This is a genomic window from Citrobacter sp. Awk 4 (assembly GCF_028069725.1).
In the GTDB taxonomy this organism is placed as follows: Bacteria; Pseudomonadota; Gammaproteobacteria; order Enterobacterales; family Enterobacteriaceae; genus Citrobacter_D.
Map to the genome: position 1 here is coordinate 1 of NZ_JANEWG010000049.1, position 15,299 is coordinate 15,299.

The following is a 15,299-nucleotide window of genomic DNA, read 5'->3' on the forward strand; positions in this document are numbered from 1 at the left end:
TTTTGGGATGATTTTCAAACCAAATATTTATCTTGCATGCTCTCAGGTTTTGGTTTTTTTGTTTGCCAGTTGGTTACATTTTGCAGATGGGTATGCGGTAAAAATGTTTGAGAGGGAAAGTAAAAAATGAAGATAAGAAAAAAGTTTCATTTTGGCGGAAGATCACAGGAGTCGAACCTGCCCGGGACCGCTGGCGGCCCCAACTGGATTTGAAGTCCAGCCACCTCACCGGAGATGACGATCTTCCGCGCCTCGATTGCTACATGGAGGCGGGGCGCATTATAGCTACTTCCTGGCGTTTCCACATCACTAATCACACTTTTTTCCGTACCGTTTCGTCTTACTATGATCGGTTTCATATAAATCCCTATAAAATCCAAGAGTTACATTTTCACCTCTCCTCCAGCGTTACGCCGATCACAGAAAACAAGAATCGTAAGTTGATAACAAAATAACGGAATACTCGCGCCCACAAGTATGATTTACAACGTCTGTAACCGGTCTCATAACTCCAGGGATAAGCAGATGAAGAGTGAAGTGTTATCCGTTAAAGAGAAGATTGGCTACGGTATGGGTGACGCCGCCAGCCACATCATTTTTGATAACGTCATGTTGTACATGATGTTTTTCTATACCGACATTTTTGGTATTCCCGCTGGCTTCGTCGGCACCATGTTCCTGCTGGCGCGTGCGCTGGATGCCATTTCCGACCCCTGCATGGGCCTGATTGCTGACCGTACCCGCAGCCGCTGGGGCAAGTTCCGTCCGTGGATTTTGTTCGGCGCCATCCCGTTCGGCATTGTCTGCGTGCTGGCCTACACCACGCCGGATCTCAGCCTGAACGGCAAAATGATTTATGCCGCCGTGACCTACACGCTGCTGACCCTGCTCTATACCGTGGTGAATATTCCGTACTGCGCGCTGGGCGGCGTGATAACCAACGACCCGACGCAGCGCATCTCCCTGCAATCCTGGCGCTTTGTGCTGGCGACGGCGGGCGGCATGCTCTCCACGGTGCTGATGATGCCGCTGGTGAAACTGATTGGCGGCGACGACAAAGCGTTCGGCTTCCAGGGCGGGATCGCGGTGCTCTCCGTGGTGGCGTTCCTGATGCTGGCGTTCTGCTTCTTTACTACCAAAGAGCGCATCCAGGTGCCGCCGAGCACCACCTCCATGCGTGAAGACTTGCGCGACATCTGGCAAAACGACCAGTGGCGCATCGTCGGCGTGCTCACCATTCTCAACATCCTTGCCGTCTGCGTGCGCGGTGGCGCGATGATGTACTACTGCACCTGGATCATGGGCTCGCCGGAAATTTTCGTCGCGTTCCTCACCACTTACTGCGTCGGCAACCTGATTGGTTCCGCGCTGGCAAAACCGCTCACCGACTGGAAATGCAAAGTCAGTATCTTCTGGTGGACCAACGCCGCACTGGCGGTCGTGAGCGTGGCGATGTTCTTCGTGCCGATGCAGGCCACAATCCTGATGTTCGCCTTTATCTTCGTGATTGGCGTACTGCACCAGCTGGTAACACCGATCCAGTGGGTCATGATGTCCGACACCGTCGACTATGGTGAATGGACCAACGGCAAACGCCTGACCGGCATCAGCTTCGCGGGCACGCTGTTCGTGCTGAAGCTGGGCCTGGCGCTGGGCGGTGCGCTCATCGGCTGGATGCTGGCAGGCGGTGGCTACGATGCCGCAGCCAAAACTCAGAACAGCGCCACCCTCAGCATCATTATCGGCCTGTTTACGCTGGCGCCTGCCGCTTGCTATGTGCTGAGCGCCATTATTGCCAAACGCTATTACACGCTGAAAACGCCATTCCTGACCAAAATTATGGGCGAGCTGGCGCAAGGCGCGCGCCGCAATCAGCAGGCGTTTGAAACCCTGCCGGTCAGCAAAGAATTACGGAACTAAGAGGATAAGAGTATGAAAATCAGTGACGGAAACTGGCTGATTCAGCCGGGTCTGAATGTGACGTATCCGGTTCAGGTCTTCGATGTGGAGCAGCAGGGCAACGACCTGGTAGTGTACGTGGCACCGCGCGACGTGCGTGAACGCACCTGGCAGCTCGACACATTGATGTTCACGGTTCGCCTGTTCTCGCCGCAAGAAGGCATCGTCGGTGTACGCATCGAACACTTCCAGGGGGCGCTGAACAACGGTCCGCATTATCCGCTGAACGTGCTGCAAGACGTGAAGGTTGAGATTGAAAACAACGCCGATTATGCCGAACTCAAAAGCGGCAATCTGAGCGTGCGCGTCGCCAAAGGCGAGTTCTGGGCGCTGGATTTCCTGCGCGACGGGCAGCGCATCACCGGCAGTCAGCTGAAAAACAATGGTTATGTGCAGGACGGGAATACCGACAGCAACTACATGTTTGAGCGCCTCGATTTGGGCGTCGGCGAAACGGTATACGGCCTGGGCGAGCGTTTTACCGCGCTGGTGCGCAACGGCCAGACGGTCGAAACCTGGAACCGCGACGGTGGCACCAGCACCGAACAATCGTACAAAAACATTCCGTTCTACCTGACCAACCGCGGCTACGGCGTGTTGGTGAACCATCCGGAAAACGTCTCCTTTGAAGTCGGCTCCGAGAAAGTCTCGAAAGTGCAGTTCAGCGTCGAAGGCGAATATCTGGAATATTTCGTGATCGACGGCCCGATGCCAAAAGACGTGCTCAACCGCTATACACAGTTTACCGGCCGTCCGGCGCTGCCACCCGCGTGGTCGTTTGGCCTGTGGCTCACCACCTCGTTCACCACCAACTACGACGAAGCGACGGTCAACAGTTTCATCGACGGCATGGCGGAGCGCGACTTGCCGCTGCATGTTTTCCACTTTGACTGCTTCTGGATGAAGGCCTTCCAGTGGTGCGATTTTGAGTGGGACCCGGTGACTTTCCCGGACCCGGAAGGGATGATCCGCCGCCTGAAAGAAAAGGGGCTGAAGGTCTGTGTGTGGATTAACCCGTACATCGGCCAGAAATCGCCGGTATTCAAAGAACTGAAAGAGAAAGGCTATCTGCTGAAGCGACCGGACGGTTCCTTGTGGCAATGGGATAAATGGCAGCCGGGGCTGGCGATTTATGACTTCACCAATCCGGATGCCTGTCAATGGTACGCCGACAAGCTGAAAGGTCTGGTGGATATCGGCGTTGACTGTTTTAAAACCGACTTTGGCGAGCGCATCCCGACTGACGTGCAGTGGTTTGATGGTTCCGATCCGCAGAAAATGCACAACCATTATGCGTACATCTACAACGAGCTGGTGTGGAACGTGCTGAAAGAGACCGTCGGTGAAGAAGAGGCGATACTGTTTGCGCGTTCTGCGTCCGTCGGTGCGCAAAAGTTCCCGGTTCACTGGGGCGGCGACTGCTACGCCAACTATGAATCGATGGCGGAAAGTCTGCGCGGCGGGTTGTCTATCGGTCTCTCAGGTTTTGGGTTCTGGAGCCATGATATTGGCGGCTTCGAAAATACCGCGCCAGCGCACGTCTACAAGCGCTGGTGCGCGTTTGGCTTGCTCTCCAGCCACAGCCGTCTGCATGGCAGCAAATCTTACCGCGTGCCGTGGGCGTACGACGACGAATCCTGCGATGTGGTGCGCCACTTTACGCAACTGAAATGCCGGATGATGCCGTATCTGTACCGCCAGGCGGCGCTGGCCCGCGAGTGCGGTACGCCGATGCTGCGCGCGATGATGCTGGAATTTCCGGACGATCCGGCCTGTGATTACCTCGACCGCCAGTACATGCTGGGGGATTCCGTGATGGTGGCGCCAGTGTTCAGCGAGGCGGGCGACGTGCAGTTTTATCTGCCGGAAGGCCGCTGGACGCACCTGTGGCACAACGATGAACTGAACGGTAGCCGCTGGCATAAACAGCAGCACGATTTCCAGAGCCTCCCGGTTTACGTTCGCGACAACACGCTGCTGGCGCTCGGCAACAACAGCCAGAAGCCGGATTACGTCTGGCATGAAGGTACCGCTTTCCAGCTGTTCCATCTGGAAGAGGGACGCGAAGCGTTCTGCGAAGTCCCTGCCGCAGACGGTTCGGTTATCTTCACGCTAAAAGCGAAGCGTACCCAAAATACACTCACGGTAACGGGCGAAGGCGACGCGCGCGACTGGACGCTGTGTCTGCGTAACACCCCGCAAATCAGCGGCGTGAAAGGCGGTTCACATGTCAGCAGCGAGCGGGGTGTGGTGGTGAAAGCGGCAGGAAACGAGCTGGTGATTCATCTGTGATGCTGTTCCCCTCTCCCCAAAGGGGCGAGAGGATGTGTATGGTGCCGGAGTTTGATTTGTAGGCCGGGTAAGGCGAAGCCGCCACCCGGCGTTTTTGTTGGCGCTTGAGTCTAAAATTACCCGGTGGCGCTGCGCTTACCGGGCCTGTGTTTCACAGTTGAGGGGAGGAGGGCGCCGCAGCGGGAACCACAGCCGAAACGGTCGACACTACGCCCCCCGTCATCGTCTGCTCTACTTGCTGTTTCTCTGCATTCAGCGCGTGTAACTGGCCGTTCACCGTGGGTTTCAGCGGTGTATCGGCCTGAACAGTGCCGCTGGCGGTGAGCTGGATATTGCCATCGCCAGAAATCGGCAGCGCTGGCCAGCCCCACGGCTGCAGGATGTTCACAGGAACCCCTCGCCCGTTCAGGCTTATCTGGGTCTGGCGTGGTGGCAGCTGTGAAACGCTGGCGGTGGCTTCCAGCAATCCTCTCTCGGTGTAGCCACTCAGTTCGCTGATGTTAATCGTACTGCTGTTTGCCGTCAGCGCCAGAGAGGGGCGGCGTACATCAACGCGATTAAATGTACCCACCGCGGCGTTGAATGTGGCGTTCCCGCTCCACACGCCCCACTGATGGTCCTGTACCAGCCCCAGGTTCGCGCCGTAGCTGTCCAGCGCGGTGAGCTGCCACGGGAAAGTCGGATCAACATCAATCACCAGATTGCGGCTGGCGCTGAATTTCTTCAGCGTCAGACTGTTGAGCCAGCCCGGCAAGGGTTTCATCCACAACTGTTTCCAGTTTGCCGGCAAGGTGTATTCCAGCCCGGCAATGGCTGTATCGTCGAGAACCAGTGCTTTGTCGGAACGCAGCCAGTGGCCGGATGTGCGGATCATGCCGCCTTCCCAGCGGGTGGTGAACTGGCGTAGTGCGATGCCTTGCGGGGAGAATTCCGCATTCAGGATGGGATCAAAGAGATGCAGCGAACCGTAGATAAACTCGCTGGCATTCATCGACAATTTGCCCTCCTGCGTCTGCCAGTCATCTTTGCTGAAGGTCAGGTTGCGCAAGCTGAGATCAAGATCGGTTACTGCCCAGTCCGGACCTTGCAGACGCGCGTCTGTTACCTCAAGGCGGCCAAGCTGTAGGGAAGGAATGCGGGTGAGCGGTGAAAAGAATTCCGCCAGCGACTTGTCGCTTTGTAAGCGGATGTCGTTCAGACGAAGGCTCTCAACAATCCAACTGCCGTCCGCATTTCGTCGCGCCACGCCGGTTAATGCGCCACGTGCGACATCTGCGCCAATGTTGCTCAGTGTCACTTGTTCTTTATCGATGCTGCCTTCAATCAGCACGTTAGTGGCGGGAACGTCGTTCAGCGTTAGCGAACCTGCACTGAGCTGAATCTGTGCTTTGCTGCCAAGTACCCGGCCTGCTTCAGGATCCCAGGGGATCACGCCACCGTCCACCCGTTGCGCGCTCAGATTCCACTCACTGCCAGGACTGTTGAACGCCATATCACGCAACACCAGGCGATCGGCCTGGAAGGGAAGTGGCGCTGTTTGCGAGGAGATATTCAGGGTCCCGTCTTTCAGCAGGATGGTGTCAACATGTCGGGGATCGGTCAGTTGGCGGCTACTGAGCCCGATATCCACAGTTTTTGCGACTAACGTGGCGGGCTGACCATCCCGGCCAAAGGTAACGTTCTCCAGCAGGATGTGGGAAGGGGAGGAAAAACGATGGTCCATCGAATCAAAGGCTACGTGGTAGCCGCTATTTTCAGAGATCCAGCTGCTGACGCGCTCAGCTCCCCAGCGGGTTTGCAGCAGAAAATAGAAACCGAGAATCACCACCAAAAAGGCGATCAGCACGTAGAGAAGCAGCTTTCCAATAATTTTCATGGTCTTCCATCCCGCGAAGTGCACATAACTGAGTTATGCACGATTTAGGCGTAATCCTCAAGGCGGGAATCGTGAAAGAGCGTTGCAGTGGCGGCGATTGTCGATCACCGCCACATTCCGCTTACGGCTTTTCGGGTGGGAAAATCAGGTTCAGCACGATTGCGGTGATACCGCCCGCAGCGATCCCGGAGGAGAGCAGGTTTTTCACCCAGTCCGGCGCAAATTGCAGGATCAGCGGCTGTTGGGAAACGCCCAGTCCGACCGCCAGTGACAGGGCGATAATCAGGATTGCGCGACGGTTCAACGGTTCGCGCGACACGATACGCACCCCAGAGGCGGCGATGGTGCCGAACATCACTAGGGTCGCCCCGCCGAGCACGGGTTCTGGAATGTGTTGTACAAAACCGCTTACTGCCGGGAACAGGCCCAGTACAATCAGCATCAACGCAACCACAAAGCCAACATAGCGGCTGGCAACGCCCGTCAATTGGATCACACCGTTGTTTTGACCGAAGCAAGAGTTCGGGAAGGTGTTAAACACCGCAGAGACAAACGAATTCAGACCGTTAGCCAGCACTCCGCCTTTCAGGCGCTTCATGTACAGAGGACCGGAAACAGGTTGCTCAGAAACATCGGAGGTGGCGGTAATATCGCCAATGGTTTCCAGTGAGGTGATCATAAAGACCAACATCAGCGGCAGCAGAAGATTCCAGTCAATGCCCAGCCCGTAATACAACGGCGTGGGAACCATGATGACATCCTGCGTGGTCGGCGCGGTATTTTCTGGCAACATGCCCATAAACCATGCCATCGCGTAACCTGCGGCCATGGCGATCACCAGCGAAGCCACCCGCAGGTAGGGGTTACGCTGACGGTTAAGCAGAATGATCAATGCCAGTACGACGCCCGCCAGCAGCAGGTTTTTCGGTGAGCCGAAGGTGTTGTCGTTCATCGCGGCATAACCACCGCCGATGGACGTCAGGCCGACCTGAATCAGCGACAGGCCGATAATCATCACCACCACGCCGGAAACCAGCGGGGTAATGATACGACGCGCCAGATGCAGTACGCGGGAGAGAATCATTTCGGTGCAGCTTGCCAGCATTAGTGTGCCGAACAGCGCCGCCATCATGGTGGGAACATCCGCGCCCCCGGTTTTCAGCGCCGTACCGCCCATAATCAGCGGAGCGACAAAGTTGAAGCTTGTTCCCTGAATCGACAGCAAACCCGAACCTACCGGACCCCACGCTTTAATTTGAATAATGGAGGCCACACCGGAGGCAAACAGCGACATACTGATAATGTGTTGAGTGTCCTGCGCCGGTAAACCAAGCGCCTGGCAGATTAACAGCGCGGGCGTGATGACTGCGACGAACATTGCCAGCAGGTGCTGAGAGGCGGCAAAAAGAGTTTGAGGAAGCGGCGGACAATCTTCAAGACGGTAAATCAGTTCGCTGTTTTGAGTCTGCGCAATCGGTTGCGCATTTTCTGACTCGACTGTGTTAACAGACATCAGAGGCAATCCCGTGGTGTAAAAGCGGGCATTTTATCCGACCAGGTGGCAAAAGCAAACGTTTGCTAGTCGTTATTCTTAATATTTAAAACAGATAAAATCACCTTTTTATATAACTTTTGTACCTTTTCTGATTAAAATCCATGCCGATTACTCGTTATGAGCTGAAAAATGACCGAGGAATACATCGTTCGCGATGAGCGATGCGTACTTAAAGGAGCTTAATATGTTTCATCTCGATACTTTATCGACACTTGTTGCAGCAACGCTGACGTTGCTGCTGGGACGCAAGCTGGTCCAGTCAGTCTCCTTTCTGAAGAAATACACTATTCCTGAACCGGTTGCCGGTGGATTACTGGTGGCAATCGCCCTGCTGGTGCTGAAAAAGAGCATGGGCTGGGAAGTGGATTTTGATATGAGTCTGAAAGACCCGCTGATGCTGGCATTCTTTGCCACCATTGGTCTGAACGCGAACATCGCCAGCCTGCGTGCGGGTGGCCGCGTCGTCGGCATCTTCCTGATCGTGGTGGTGGGTTTACTGGTGATGCAAAACGCCATCGGCATCGGTATGGCGAGCCTGTTGGGGCTGGATCCGTTGATGGGGCTGATCGCAGGTTCAATTACGCTTTCGGGCGGACACGGAACCGGTGCGGCATGGAGCAAGCTGTTCATCGAACGCTATGGCTTCACTAATGCGACGGAAGTGGCAATGGCGTGCGCAACCTTTGGTCTGGTGCTGGGTGGCTTGATCGGCGGTCCAGTGGCGCGTTACCTGGTGAAGCACTCCACCACGCCAGACGGTATGCCGGACGATCAGGCGGTGCCGACAGCGTTTGAGAAACCTGACGTTGGCCGCATGATCACCTCACTGGTGCTGATCGAAACCATTGCGCTTATCGCGATTTGTCTGACCGTAGGCAAAATCGTGGCCCAGATGCTAGTGGGAACCGTGCTGGAACTGCCGACATTCGTCTGCGTACTGTTCGTTGGCGTGATCCTCAGCAACGGTCTGGCGTTAGTGGGCTTTTATCGTGTGTTTGAGCGGGCGGTTTCGGTGCTGGGCAACGTGAGCCTTTCACTGTTCCTGGCGATGGCGCTGATGAGCCTGAAGCTGTGGGAGCTGGCCTCACTGGCATTGCCGATGCTGGCGATACTGGTTGTGCAGTCAATCTTCATGGCGCTGTACGCCGTGTTTGTGACCTGGCGCATGATGGGTAAAAACTACGATGCTGCTGTACTGGCTGCCGGGCACTGCGGTTTTGGTCTTGGCGCGACGCCGACGGCGATCGCCAATATGCAGGCGATTACCGAGCGTTTTGGCCCGTCGCATATGGCGTTTTTGGTGGTGCCGATGGTAGGGGCATTCTTCATCGATATCGTCAATGCGCTGGTGATTAAGCTGTATCTGTTGTTACCGATTTTTGCGCAATAAGAACAATGCGGCGGTGTGAAAACCGCCGCGCTGTTTGAGTGTCAGGCGTTGGAGTAGCGTTCGGTTTCCGGCATCCAACGCTCGATCAACGCCGTAGCCTGTTGTGGGTAACGTTCATGAATATGGCGCGCAATGCGCTGAACTTCCGGGATAATGGCCTGATCGCGCAGTAAATCCGCTACTTTAAATTCAGCACTGCCCGTCTGACGGGTGCCCAACAATTCACCAGGCCCGCGGATCTCCAGGTCTTTTTGCGCAATCACAAAACCGTCGTTACTGTCGCGCAGAACCTGCAGGCGTGTCTGCGCCGTTTTTGACAGGGGGGATTTGTAGAGCAGTACGCAATGCGAGGCCACTGCGCCGCGACCTACGCGCCCGCGCAACTGGTGTAATTGCGCAAGACCCAGACGCTCCGGGTTTTCAATAATCATCAGGCTGGCGTTGGGAACATCCACCCCCACTTCAATGACCGTGGTGGCAACCAGAAGATGAAGTTCACCCTGCTTAAAGGCCGCCATCACTGCCTGCTTATCGGCGGGTTTCATTCTCCCGTGGACCAGACCAATGTTCAGCTCAGGTAGGGCAAGTTTCAGTTCTTCACTTGTGGCTTCTGCCGCCTGCGCTTCTAACAGTTCTGACTCTTCAATCAGTGTACAGACCCAGTAAGCCTGGCGTCCTTCGTGAGTACAAGCGTTACGCACCCGGTCAATAATATCGCTGCGGCGGGTGTCCGGAATGGCAACGGTAGTGACCGGCGTACGGCCCGGCGGCAGTTCGTCGATCACCGAGGTGTCGAGATCGGCATACGCTGTCATCGCCAGGGTGCGTGGAATCGGCGTCGCGGTCATGATCAGCTGATGTGGGTGGAATCCCTGCCGTTGGCCTTTTTCCCACAACGCCAGACGTTGATGCACGCCAAAACGGTGTTGTTCGTCGATGATCACCAGCGCCAGTTCATTAAACTGTACTTGTTCCTGGAAAATGGCGTGAGTACCCACCACCATTTGTACCTGGCCGCTGGCGATGGCGTCCTGTTGCGCAAGACGTGCCTTCCCTTTTTGTTTACCGGCCAGCCAGCCCACTTCAATGCCGAGCGGGGCAAACCAATTACGGAAGTTATTGGCGTGCTGCTCGGCCAGCAGTTCGGTCGGCGCCATCATCGCCACCTGTTTGCCGTGGGCAATCGCCCGCAGCGCAGCGAGTGCCGCAACCAGCGTTTTACCGGAGCCAACATCACCTTGCACCAAACGCATCATTGGTACATCCAGCGCCATGTCGCGTTCGATCTCCGCGACTACACGTGTTTGCGCCCCGGTCGGTTTGAAGGGTAGCGAATCAAGAAAACGATTTTTGAGTTCGCCTTGCGCACTGAGCGACAGCGCGTGGTATCGCTGCGCACCAGCACGCAGCGCCAGCATGCTCAGGTTATGCGCCAGTAATTCTTCCAGAATCAGCCGCCGCTGCGCCGGGTGTTTCCCGGTTTCCAGGTCACTGAGCTGGAGCGACGGCGGTGGGCGGTGCAGGGTGCGTAATGCTTCCGGCAGACTCATCATGCCCTGTAGAAGTTCTGGCGGTAATAGTTCGGCAATGGCACAGGTATCAAGTAAATCCAGCGCCTGATCGGTGAGTTTACGCAGCGTTGCCTGTTTTATCCCTTCGGTGGTCGGGTAAACGGGGGTGAGTGTCTCCTGCAACTCTGGCGTGCTGAGATCGCCCTGAACGCGGTATTCCGGGTGGAACATTTCTGCCCCGTATTTTCCGCGTTTCGCTTCTCCGTAGGCCAGTACGCGGCGACCCGTCGCCAGACTGTTTTTCATTGCCGCACTGAAATTGAAAAAACGCATAGTGAGGATGCCGGTGCCGTCGCTGATCTGGCAGGTCATCATCCGGCGGCCGCCAAACGTGATGTTGCAGTTCAGCACTTCCCCTTCGACGGTGGCGTAAACGCCCGGCAACAGTTCACCTATCGGATAGAGATGGGTACGATCTTCGTAACGCAGCGGAAGGTGCAGGAGGAGGTCCTGTACGGTATGCAGGCCAATTTTCGCCAGTTTACTGCTTTGTGCTGCGCCAACGCCCGTTAGTGAACTGAGCGGAACAGCATCTAACAGGCGCCCTTTCATTTACGCGTCATCCTTCCCGCCGCCTCTTTGTTGGCGGCATTCACTCACTCCGGCCACATCGTTTTCTATGCTCCCGGAGATTCGTTCATTTGCCGCCTCGATGAAACGTGAATGATTTTGCCTAATATTGGAAGCCTGCATGGTGGCCCACCACGCAGCATCGGCTTCAATTTCGCCTTGTGCGTTCACATGGGGGTAAGGCAGGCCTTTGCGTTTAGCGACGTTCGCCAGTACCGGATAACCGCCTTCAAACAGCAGACGCTGCTGTTCGTCTTCTGGCAACATACTGTTCTCACGCCGGTACATGCCCGCGTTTTGCCGCTGGCGCTGCGCTTCGTAGAGAATCAGTGCCGAAGCGACGGAGACGTTGAGTGACTGCACCATGCCAATCATTGGGATGATGATGTCTTGATCCGCAAGATTTAATGCCTCTTGCGTGATGCCGGTTTTCTCTTGCCCCATCAGAATACAGGTCGGGCGGGTGTAATCAATCTCGCGAAAATCGACGGCTTTATCTGAAAGGTGAGTGGCCAGAACCTGCATGCCCTGGCTTTTCAGGTGGATGACGGCATCGCTAATGGTGCGGTGAGTCTTCACCTGCACCCAGCTGTTGCTTCCCGCCGCCGAAGAGGCCATGGTGCGCATACGGCTACCCGGCCAAACGGCGTGGACTTCATGTACGCCAACGGCATCTGCGGTACGGATAATCGCAGAAACGTTATGAGGTTTATGGACCTGCTCCATGCAGACGGTCAGATCAGGCTGACGCCTGGCGAGCATCTCGCAGATACGCGCATAACGCTGTGCATTCATAAGGCTAGTTTCGGTTGCGGGTGACTTTTATCACGTCTGGCATCACACGGATTTTGCGCATGATATTCGCCAGATGCACACGATCGCGTGCGGTGAGACGAATAAAGGCGCTATAGACGCGACCATCTTTCTCTTCAGTATTCAGACTTTGAATATTGGAGGTGGTGGTGTTAATTGCCGCAGTCAGATTCGCCAGCGCACCCTGGTGGTTAAACATGTCCACCTTGATTTCAGTGATGAACTCCTGCTCCGTCTCTTTATCCCATTCGACAGCCATAAACTTCTCTGGCTCTTTCTGGTAGCCACGGATGTTACGGCAGGACTCATGGTGGATCACCAGACCTTTGCCGGGGCTGACGTGAGCGATAATCGGGTCGCCGGGAATCGGTCGGCAGCATTTCGCGAAGGTGATCAGCACGCCATCTGCACCTTTGATTGGCAGATGACCGTGGCTGGACTGCGCGGGTGCGGTTGTCGATGCTTCGCCTTGCTGAAGATTCTTCGCCACCACGACGCTCATGGCGTTACCCAGACCGATTTCCGCCAGCAGATCTTCCAGCGTCGCGAGCTTCATGCGCTCAATTTCACGCTGGATGTTTTCCTGCGGAATTTCAGCCAGTTTACGGCTGCCGCCTAAGGCATGATTCAGCAAGCGACGACCAAGGCTCACGGAGTCGTCACGCTTGAGATTCTTCAGCAACTGACGAATTTTGGCGCGTGCTTTCGAGCTGACGACAAAGTTAAGCCAGGCGGCATTCGGACGTGCGCCCGGTGCGGTAATGATCTCAACCGTCTGGCCGCTGGAAAGCGGCTGTGACAGCGGATAAGGTTGACGGTCGACGCGCGCGCCGACGCAGGCATGACCGATATCGGTGTGTACCGCGTAGGCAAAGTCGACAGGTGTGGCACCGGCAGGCAGCTCGACAATGCGCCCTTCCGGTGTGAAAACGTAAATCTCATCCGGGAAGAGATCGGATTTAACGCTCTCGATAAATTCAAACGAGCTACCGGCACTCTGTTGTAGCTCCAGCAGGCTCTGCATCCAGCGCTGGGCGCGGATTTGCGCAGTGGTGCTGGTCTCACCGTGCTCTTTATAAGCCCAGTGGGCCGCAACCCCCATTTCCGCCATCTGGTCCATGTCTTCGGTACGAATTTGTACCTCAACCGGAACGCCATGTGGGCCGATCATCGAGGTGTGTAAAGACTGATAGCCGTTCGCTTTTGGAATAGCAATATAGTCTTTCACGCGCCCTGGACGCGGCTTATACAGGCTGTGCATCTGGCCGAGCACGCGATAGCAGGTGTCGGCATCATGGACGATGACGCGAAACGCGTAGATATCCATGATCGAGTGAAAACGCTGCTCTTTGAGCACCATTTTGCAGTAGATCGAGTACAGATGTTTTTCGCGACCACTAACGCGACACGGAATTCCCGCTTCCTGCAAGCGCCCTTCAATTTCAGAGAGGATTTTTTGGATCATCTCTTTACGGTTGCCGCGCGCGGCTTTCACCACTTCTTTAATAACGCGATAACGGTTCGGGTATAACGCTTCAAAACCCAACTCTTCGAGCTCGGTTTTAATGTGATGAATACCTAAACGGTGCGCCAGCGGACTGTAAATTTCGAGGGTTTCACGGGCGATGCGGCGACGTTTGTCCGGGCGTAATGAGCCCAGTGTGCGCATGTTATGAGTTCGGTCAGCGAGTTTGATGAGAATGACGCGGATATCCTGCACCATCGCCATAATCATCTTACGAAAGTTTTCGGCCTGCGCCTCTTTCTTATCGCGGAACTTGAGCTTATCAAGTTTCGACACTCCTTCTACCAGTTCAGCAACGCTTTTACCAAAAAGCTGTTCCATGTCCTGATAGGTGGCAGGAGTGTCTTCAATCACATCATGCAGCAGTGCCGCCATTAGCGTTTCGTAGTCGAGTTTCATCTCGGCCAGAATGCAGGCAACGGCTACAGGATGGGTGATATAGGGTTCACCGCTTGAACGTGTCTGGCCCTCGTGAGCGTCACGTGCAACGAGATACGCCTGCCGCAGACGCTTAATTTGGTCTTCCGGCAGGTAGTTTTGAATCAGTTGATTCAGGCTTTCAAACAGATACAAGGGCGACCCGCTGAGTAATTAACGACGACCTTCAGCAATAGCGGTAACGGCTTGTAATTCAGCGGCTTCCTGCTCTTGCTGTTCCTGGCGTTCACGCACGTCGAGGATCTGGTTGTTGATCAGACCTTCTTCGATTTCGCGCAGCGCGATTACGGTAGTTTTATCGTTTTCTTCCGGTACGAGCGGATCCTTTCCGCCTACCTGCATCTGACGAGCGCGACGCGCGGCGACCAGTACCAGGTCAAAACGGTTACCAATTTTCTCTACAGCGTCCTGAACAGTTACGCGTGCCATACTTAAAATGCTCCACAGGTGAAGAAATGACTGGGCATGATACTGAATGTGGGTTCAGTCTGCCAACAGTTTGCTGATTAAAGCGTCATGACGCTGCTTTTGGCGGCTCATGCGCAGACGTTCGGCGCGAATGATGGTTTTCAAATCGCCCAGGGCGGTATCGAAATCATCATTCACAATGAGGTAATCATATTCGGCGTAATGGCTCATTTCTGCAACAGCTTGCGCCATACGTTTTGCAATGACTTCCTCGCTATCCTGGCCGCGACCGCGAAGACGGCGGTCCAGCTCAATTTTGGACGGCGGTAAAATAAAGATACTGCGTGCCTGCGGCATCTTTTCACGAATTTGCTGGGCGCCCTGCCAGTCAATATCAAGAAAAACATCTACACCGGAGGCCAGCACTTGCTCAATGGCTTCGCGAGACGTGCCGTAATAATTACCGAACACTTCGGCATGCTCAAGAAACGCATCTCTGCCAATCATGGTTTTGAACTCATCATGATCCACAAAGAAATAATGTTCGCCATGCACTTCACCCGGACGCGGAGCGCGTGTGGTGTGTGAAACAGAAACCTGGGTGTCATACAACGGTTGGGTTTTCAATAAAGCCTGAATCAGGCTGGATTTACCCGCGCCACTGGGGGCAGAAACAATATAAAGCGTGCCTTGAGCCATGAGTATCTTATGTATGTGATTGTCGAAAGAGAGCCTACATACGGGCTTATTATACACGTCGCCGCTATATGACGTAGTCCTTGTCACACTTTTTGCCTCTGATTATTGCGTTTTGCGTACCTTTTTCCTGATTTACCGTGAAATTACTGCAACGAGTGAAAATGACAGGAACCCTGCTCGCAGGCTGCGCGTTTACCGCTCGG

Annotated in this window: 9 protein-coding genes, 1 tRNA gene and 1 pseudogene; 3 read left to right on the forward strand and 8 right to left on the reverse strand. The window is 55.1% G+C overall.

What is annotated here, in order from left to right; genetic code table 11:
• Positions 1-152: 152 nt before the first annotated feature.
• Positions 153-247, reverse strand: a tRNA-Sec gene (locus NNO04_RS17645).
• Between the two features lie 278 nt (positions 248-525).
• On the opposite strand from NNO04_RS17645, the gene NNO04_RS17650 reads away from it, so the two are divergent.
• Entirely contained in the window at positions 526-1,920 is a 1,395-nt protein-coding gene (locus NNO04_RS17650) for a glycoside-pentoside-hexuronide family transporter (protein WP_271445789.1), read from the forward strand.
• A gap of 12 nt (positions 1,921-1,932) precedes the next feature.
• The gene (gene yicI / locus NNO04_RS17655) at positions 1,933-4,251 is read left to right on the forward strand and encodes an alpha-xylosidase (protein ID WP_271445790.1); all 2,319 of its coding nucleotides are present in this window, start codon (positions 1,933-1,935) and stop codon (positions 4,249-4,251) included.
• A gap of 151 nt (positions 4,252-4,402) precedes the next feature.
• Here yicI and NNO04_RS17660 read toward each other — a convergent pair whose 3' ends face one another.
• Both NNO04_RS17660 and xanP read right to left on the reverse strand, forming a co-directional pair.
• Positions 4,403-6,127, reverse strand: coding sequence for an AsmA family protein (locus NNO04_RS17660; protein ID WP_271445791.1), 1,725 nt, complete (start codon positions 6,125-6,127; stop codon positions 4,403-4,405).
• Between the two features lie 121 nt (positions 6,128-6,248).
• Positions 6,249-7,640, reverse strand: a complete 1,392-nt coding sequence (xanP, locus tag NNO04_RS17665) for a xanthine/proton symporter XanP (protein WP_192614080.1) — start codon at positions 7,638-7,640, stop codon at positions 6,249-6,251.
• A gap of 226 nt (positions 7,641-7,866) precedes the next feature.
• On the opposite strand from xanP, the gene gltS reads away from it, so the two are divergent.
• Complete coding sequence (gene gltS, locus NNO04_RS17670; RefSeq protein WP_271445792.1) at positions 7,867-9,072, forward strand: sodium/glutamate symporter; 1,206 nt, start codon at positions 7,867-7,869, stop codon at positions 9,070-9,072.
• 41 nt (positions 9,073-9,113) lie between these two features.
• Here the strand turns inward: gltS and recG are convergent, their stop codons facing one another.
• From recG to gmk, 5 genes and pseudogenes are all read right to left on the reverse strand, one after another.
• Entirely contained in the window at positions 9,114-11,195 is a 2,082-nt protein-coding gene (recG, locus tag NNO04_RS17675; RefSeq protein ID WP_271445793.1) for an ATP-dependent DNA helicase RecG, read from the reverse strand.
• A gap of 129 nt (positions 11,196-11,324) precedes the next feature.
• Positions 11,325-12,008, reverse strand: a pseudogene (gene trmH, locus NNO04_RS17680) (tRNA (guanosine(18)-2'-O)-methyltransferase TrmH); the annotation flags it as partial.
• A 4-nt stretch (positions 12,009-12,012) separates the two neighbouring features.
• Positions 12,013-14,124, reverse strand: a complete 2,112-nt coding sequence (spoT, locus tag NNO04_RS17685; RefSeq protein WP_271445794.1) for a bifunctional GTP diphosphokinase/guanosine-3',5'-bis pyrophosphate 3'-pyrophosphohydrolase — start codon at positions 14,122-14,124, stop codon at positions 12,013-12,015.
• 18 nt (positions 14,125-14,142) lie between these two features.
• Positions 14,143-14,418: a DNA-directed RNA polymerase subunit omega gene (rpoZ, locus tag NNO04_RS17690; RefSeq protein ID WP_000135058.1), complete on the reverse strand. Its 276-nt coding sequence runs from the start codon at positions 14,416-14,418 to the stop codon at positions 14,143-14,145.
• A gap of 54 nt (positions 14,419-14,472) precedes the next feature.
• Positions 14,473-15,096, reverse strand: a complete 624-nt coding sequence (gene gmk, locus NNO04_RS17695) for a guanylate kinase (RefSeq protein WP_162382367.1) — start codon at positions 15,094-15,096, stop codon at positions 14,473-14,475.
• Positions 15,097-15,299 lie beyond the last annotated feature (203 nt).

Excerpts from the sequence above, each read along its gene's own strand:
- NNO04_RS17650 (WP_271445789.1), top strand. The coding sequence starts at position 526 with ATGAAGAGTGAAGTGTTATCCGTTAAAGAGAAGATTGGCTACGGTATG.
- yicI (WP_271445790.1), top strand. The coding sequence starts at position 1,933 with ATGAAAATCAGTGACGGAAACTGGCTGATTCAGCCGGGTCTGAATGTG.
- NNO04_RS17660 (WP_271445791.1), bottom strand. The coding sequence starts at position 6,127 with ATGAAAATTATTGGAAAGCTGCTTCTCTACGTGCTGATCGCCTTTTTG.
- xanP (WP_192614080.1), bottom strand. The coding sequence starts at position 7,640 with ATGTCTGTTAACACAGTCGAGTCAGAAAATGCGCAACCGATTGCGCAG.
- gltS (WP_271445792.1), top strand. The coding sequence starts at position 7,867 with ATGTTTCATCTCGATACTTTATCGACACTTGTTGCAGCAACGCTGACG.
- recG (WP_271445793.1), bottom strand. The coding sequence starts at position 11,195 with ATGAAAGGGCGCCTGTTAGATGCTGTTCCGCTCAGTTCACTAACGGGC.
- rpoZ (WP_000135058.1), bottom strand. The coding sequence starts at position 14,418 with ATGGCACGCGTAACTGTTCAGGACGCTGTAGAGAAAATTGGTAACCGT.
- gmk (WP_162382367.1), bottom strand. The coding sequence starts at position 15,096 with ATGGCTCAAGGCACGCTTTATATTGTTTCTGCCCCCAGTGGCGCGGGT.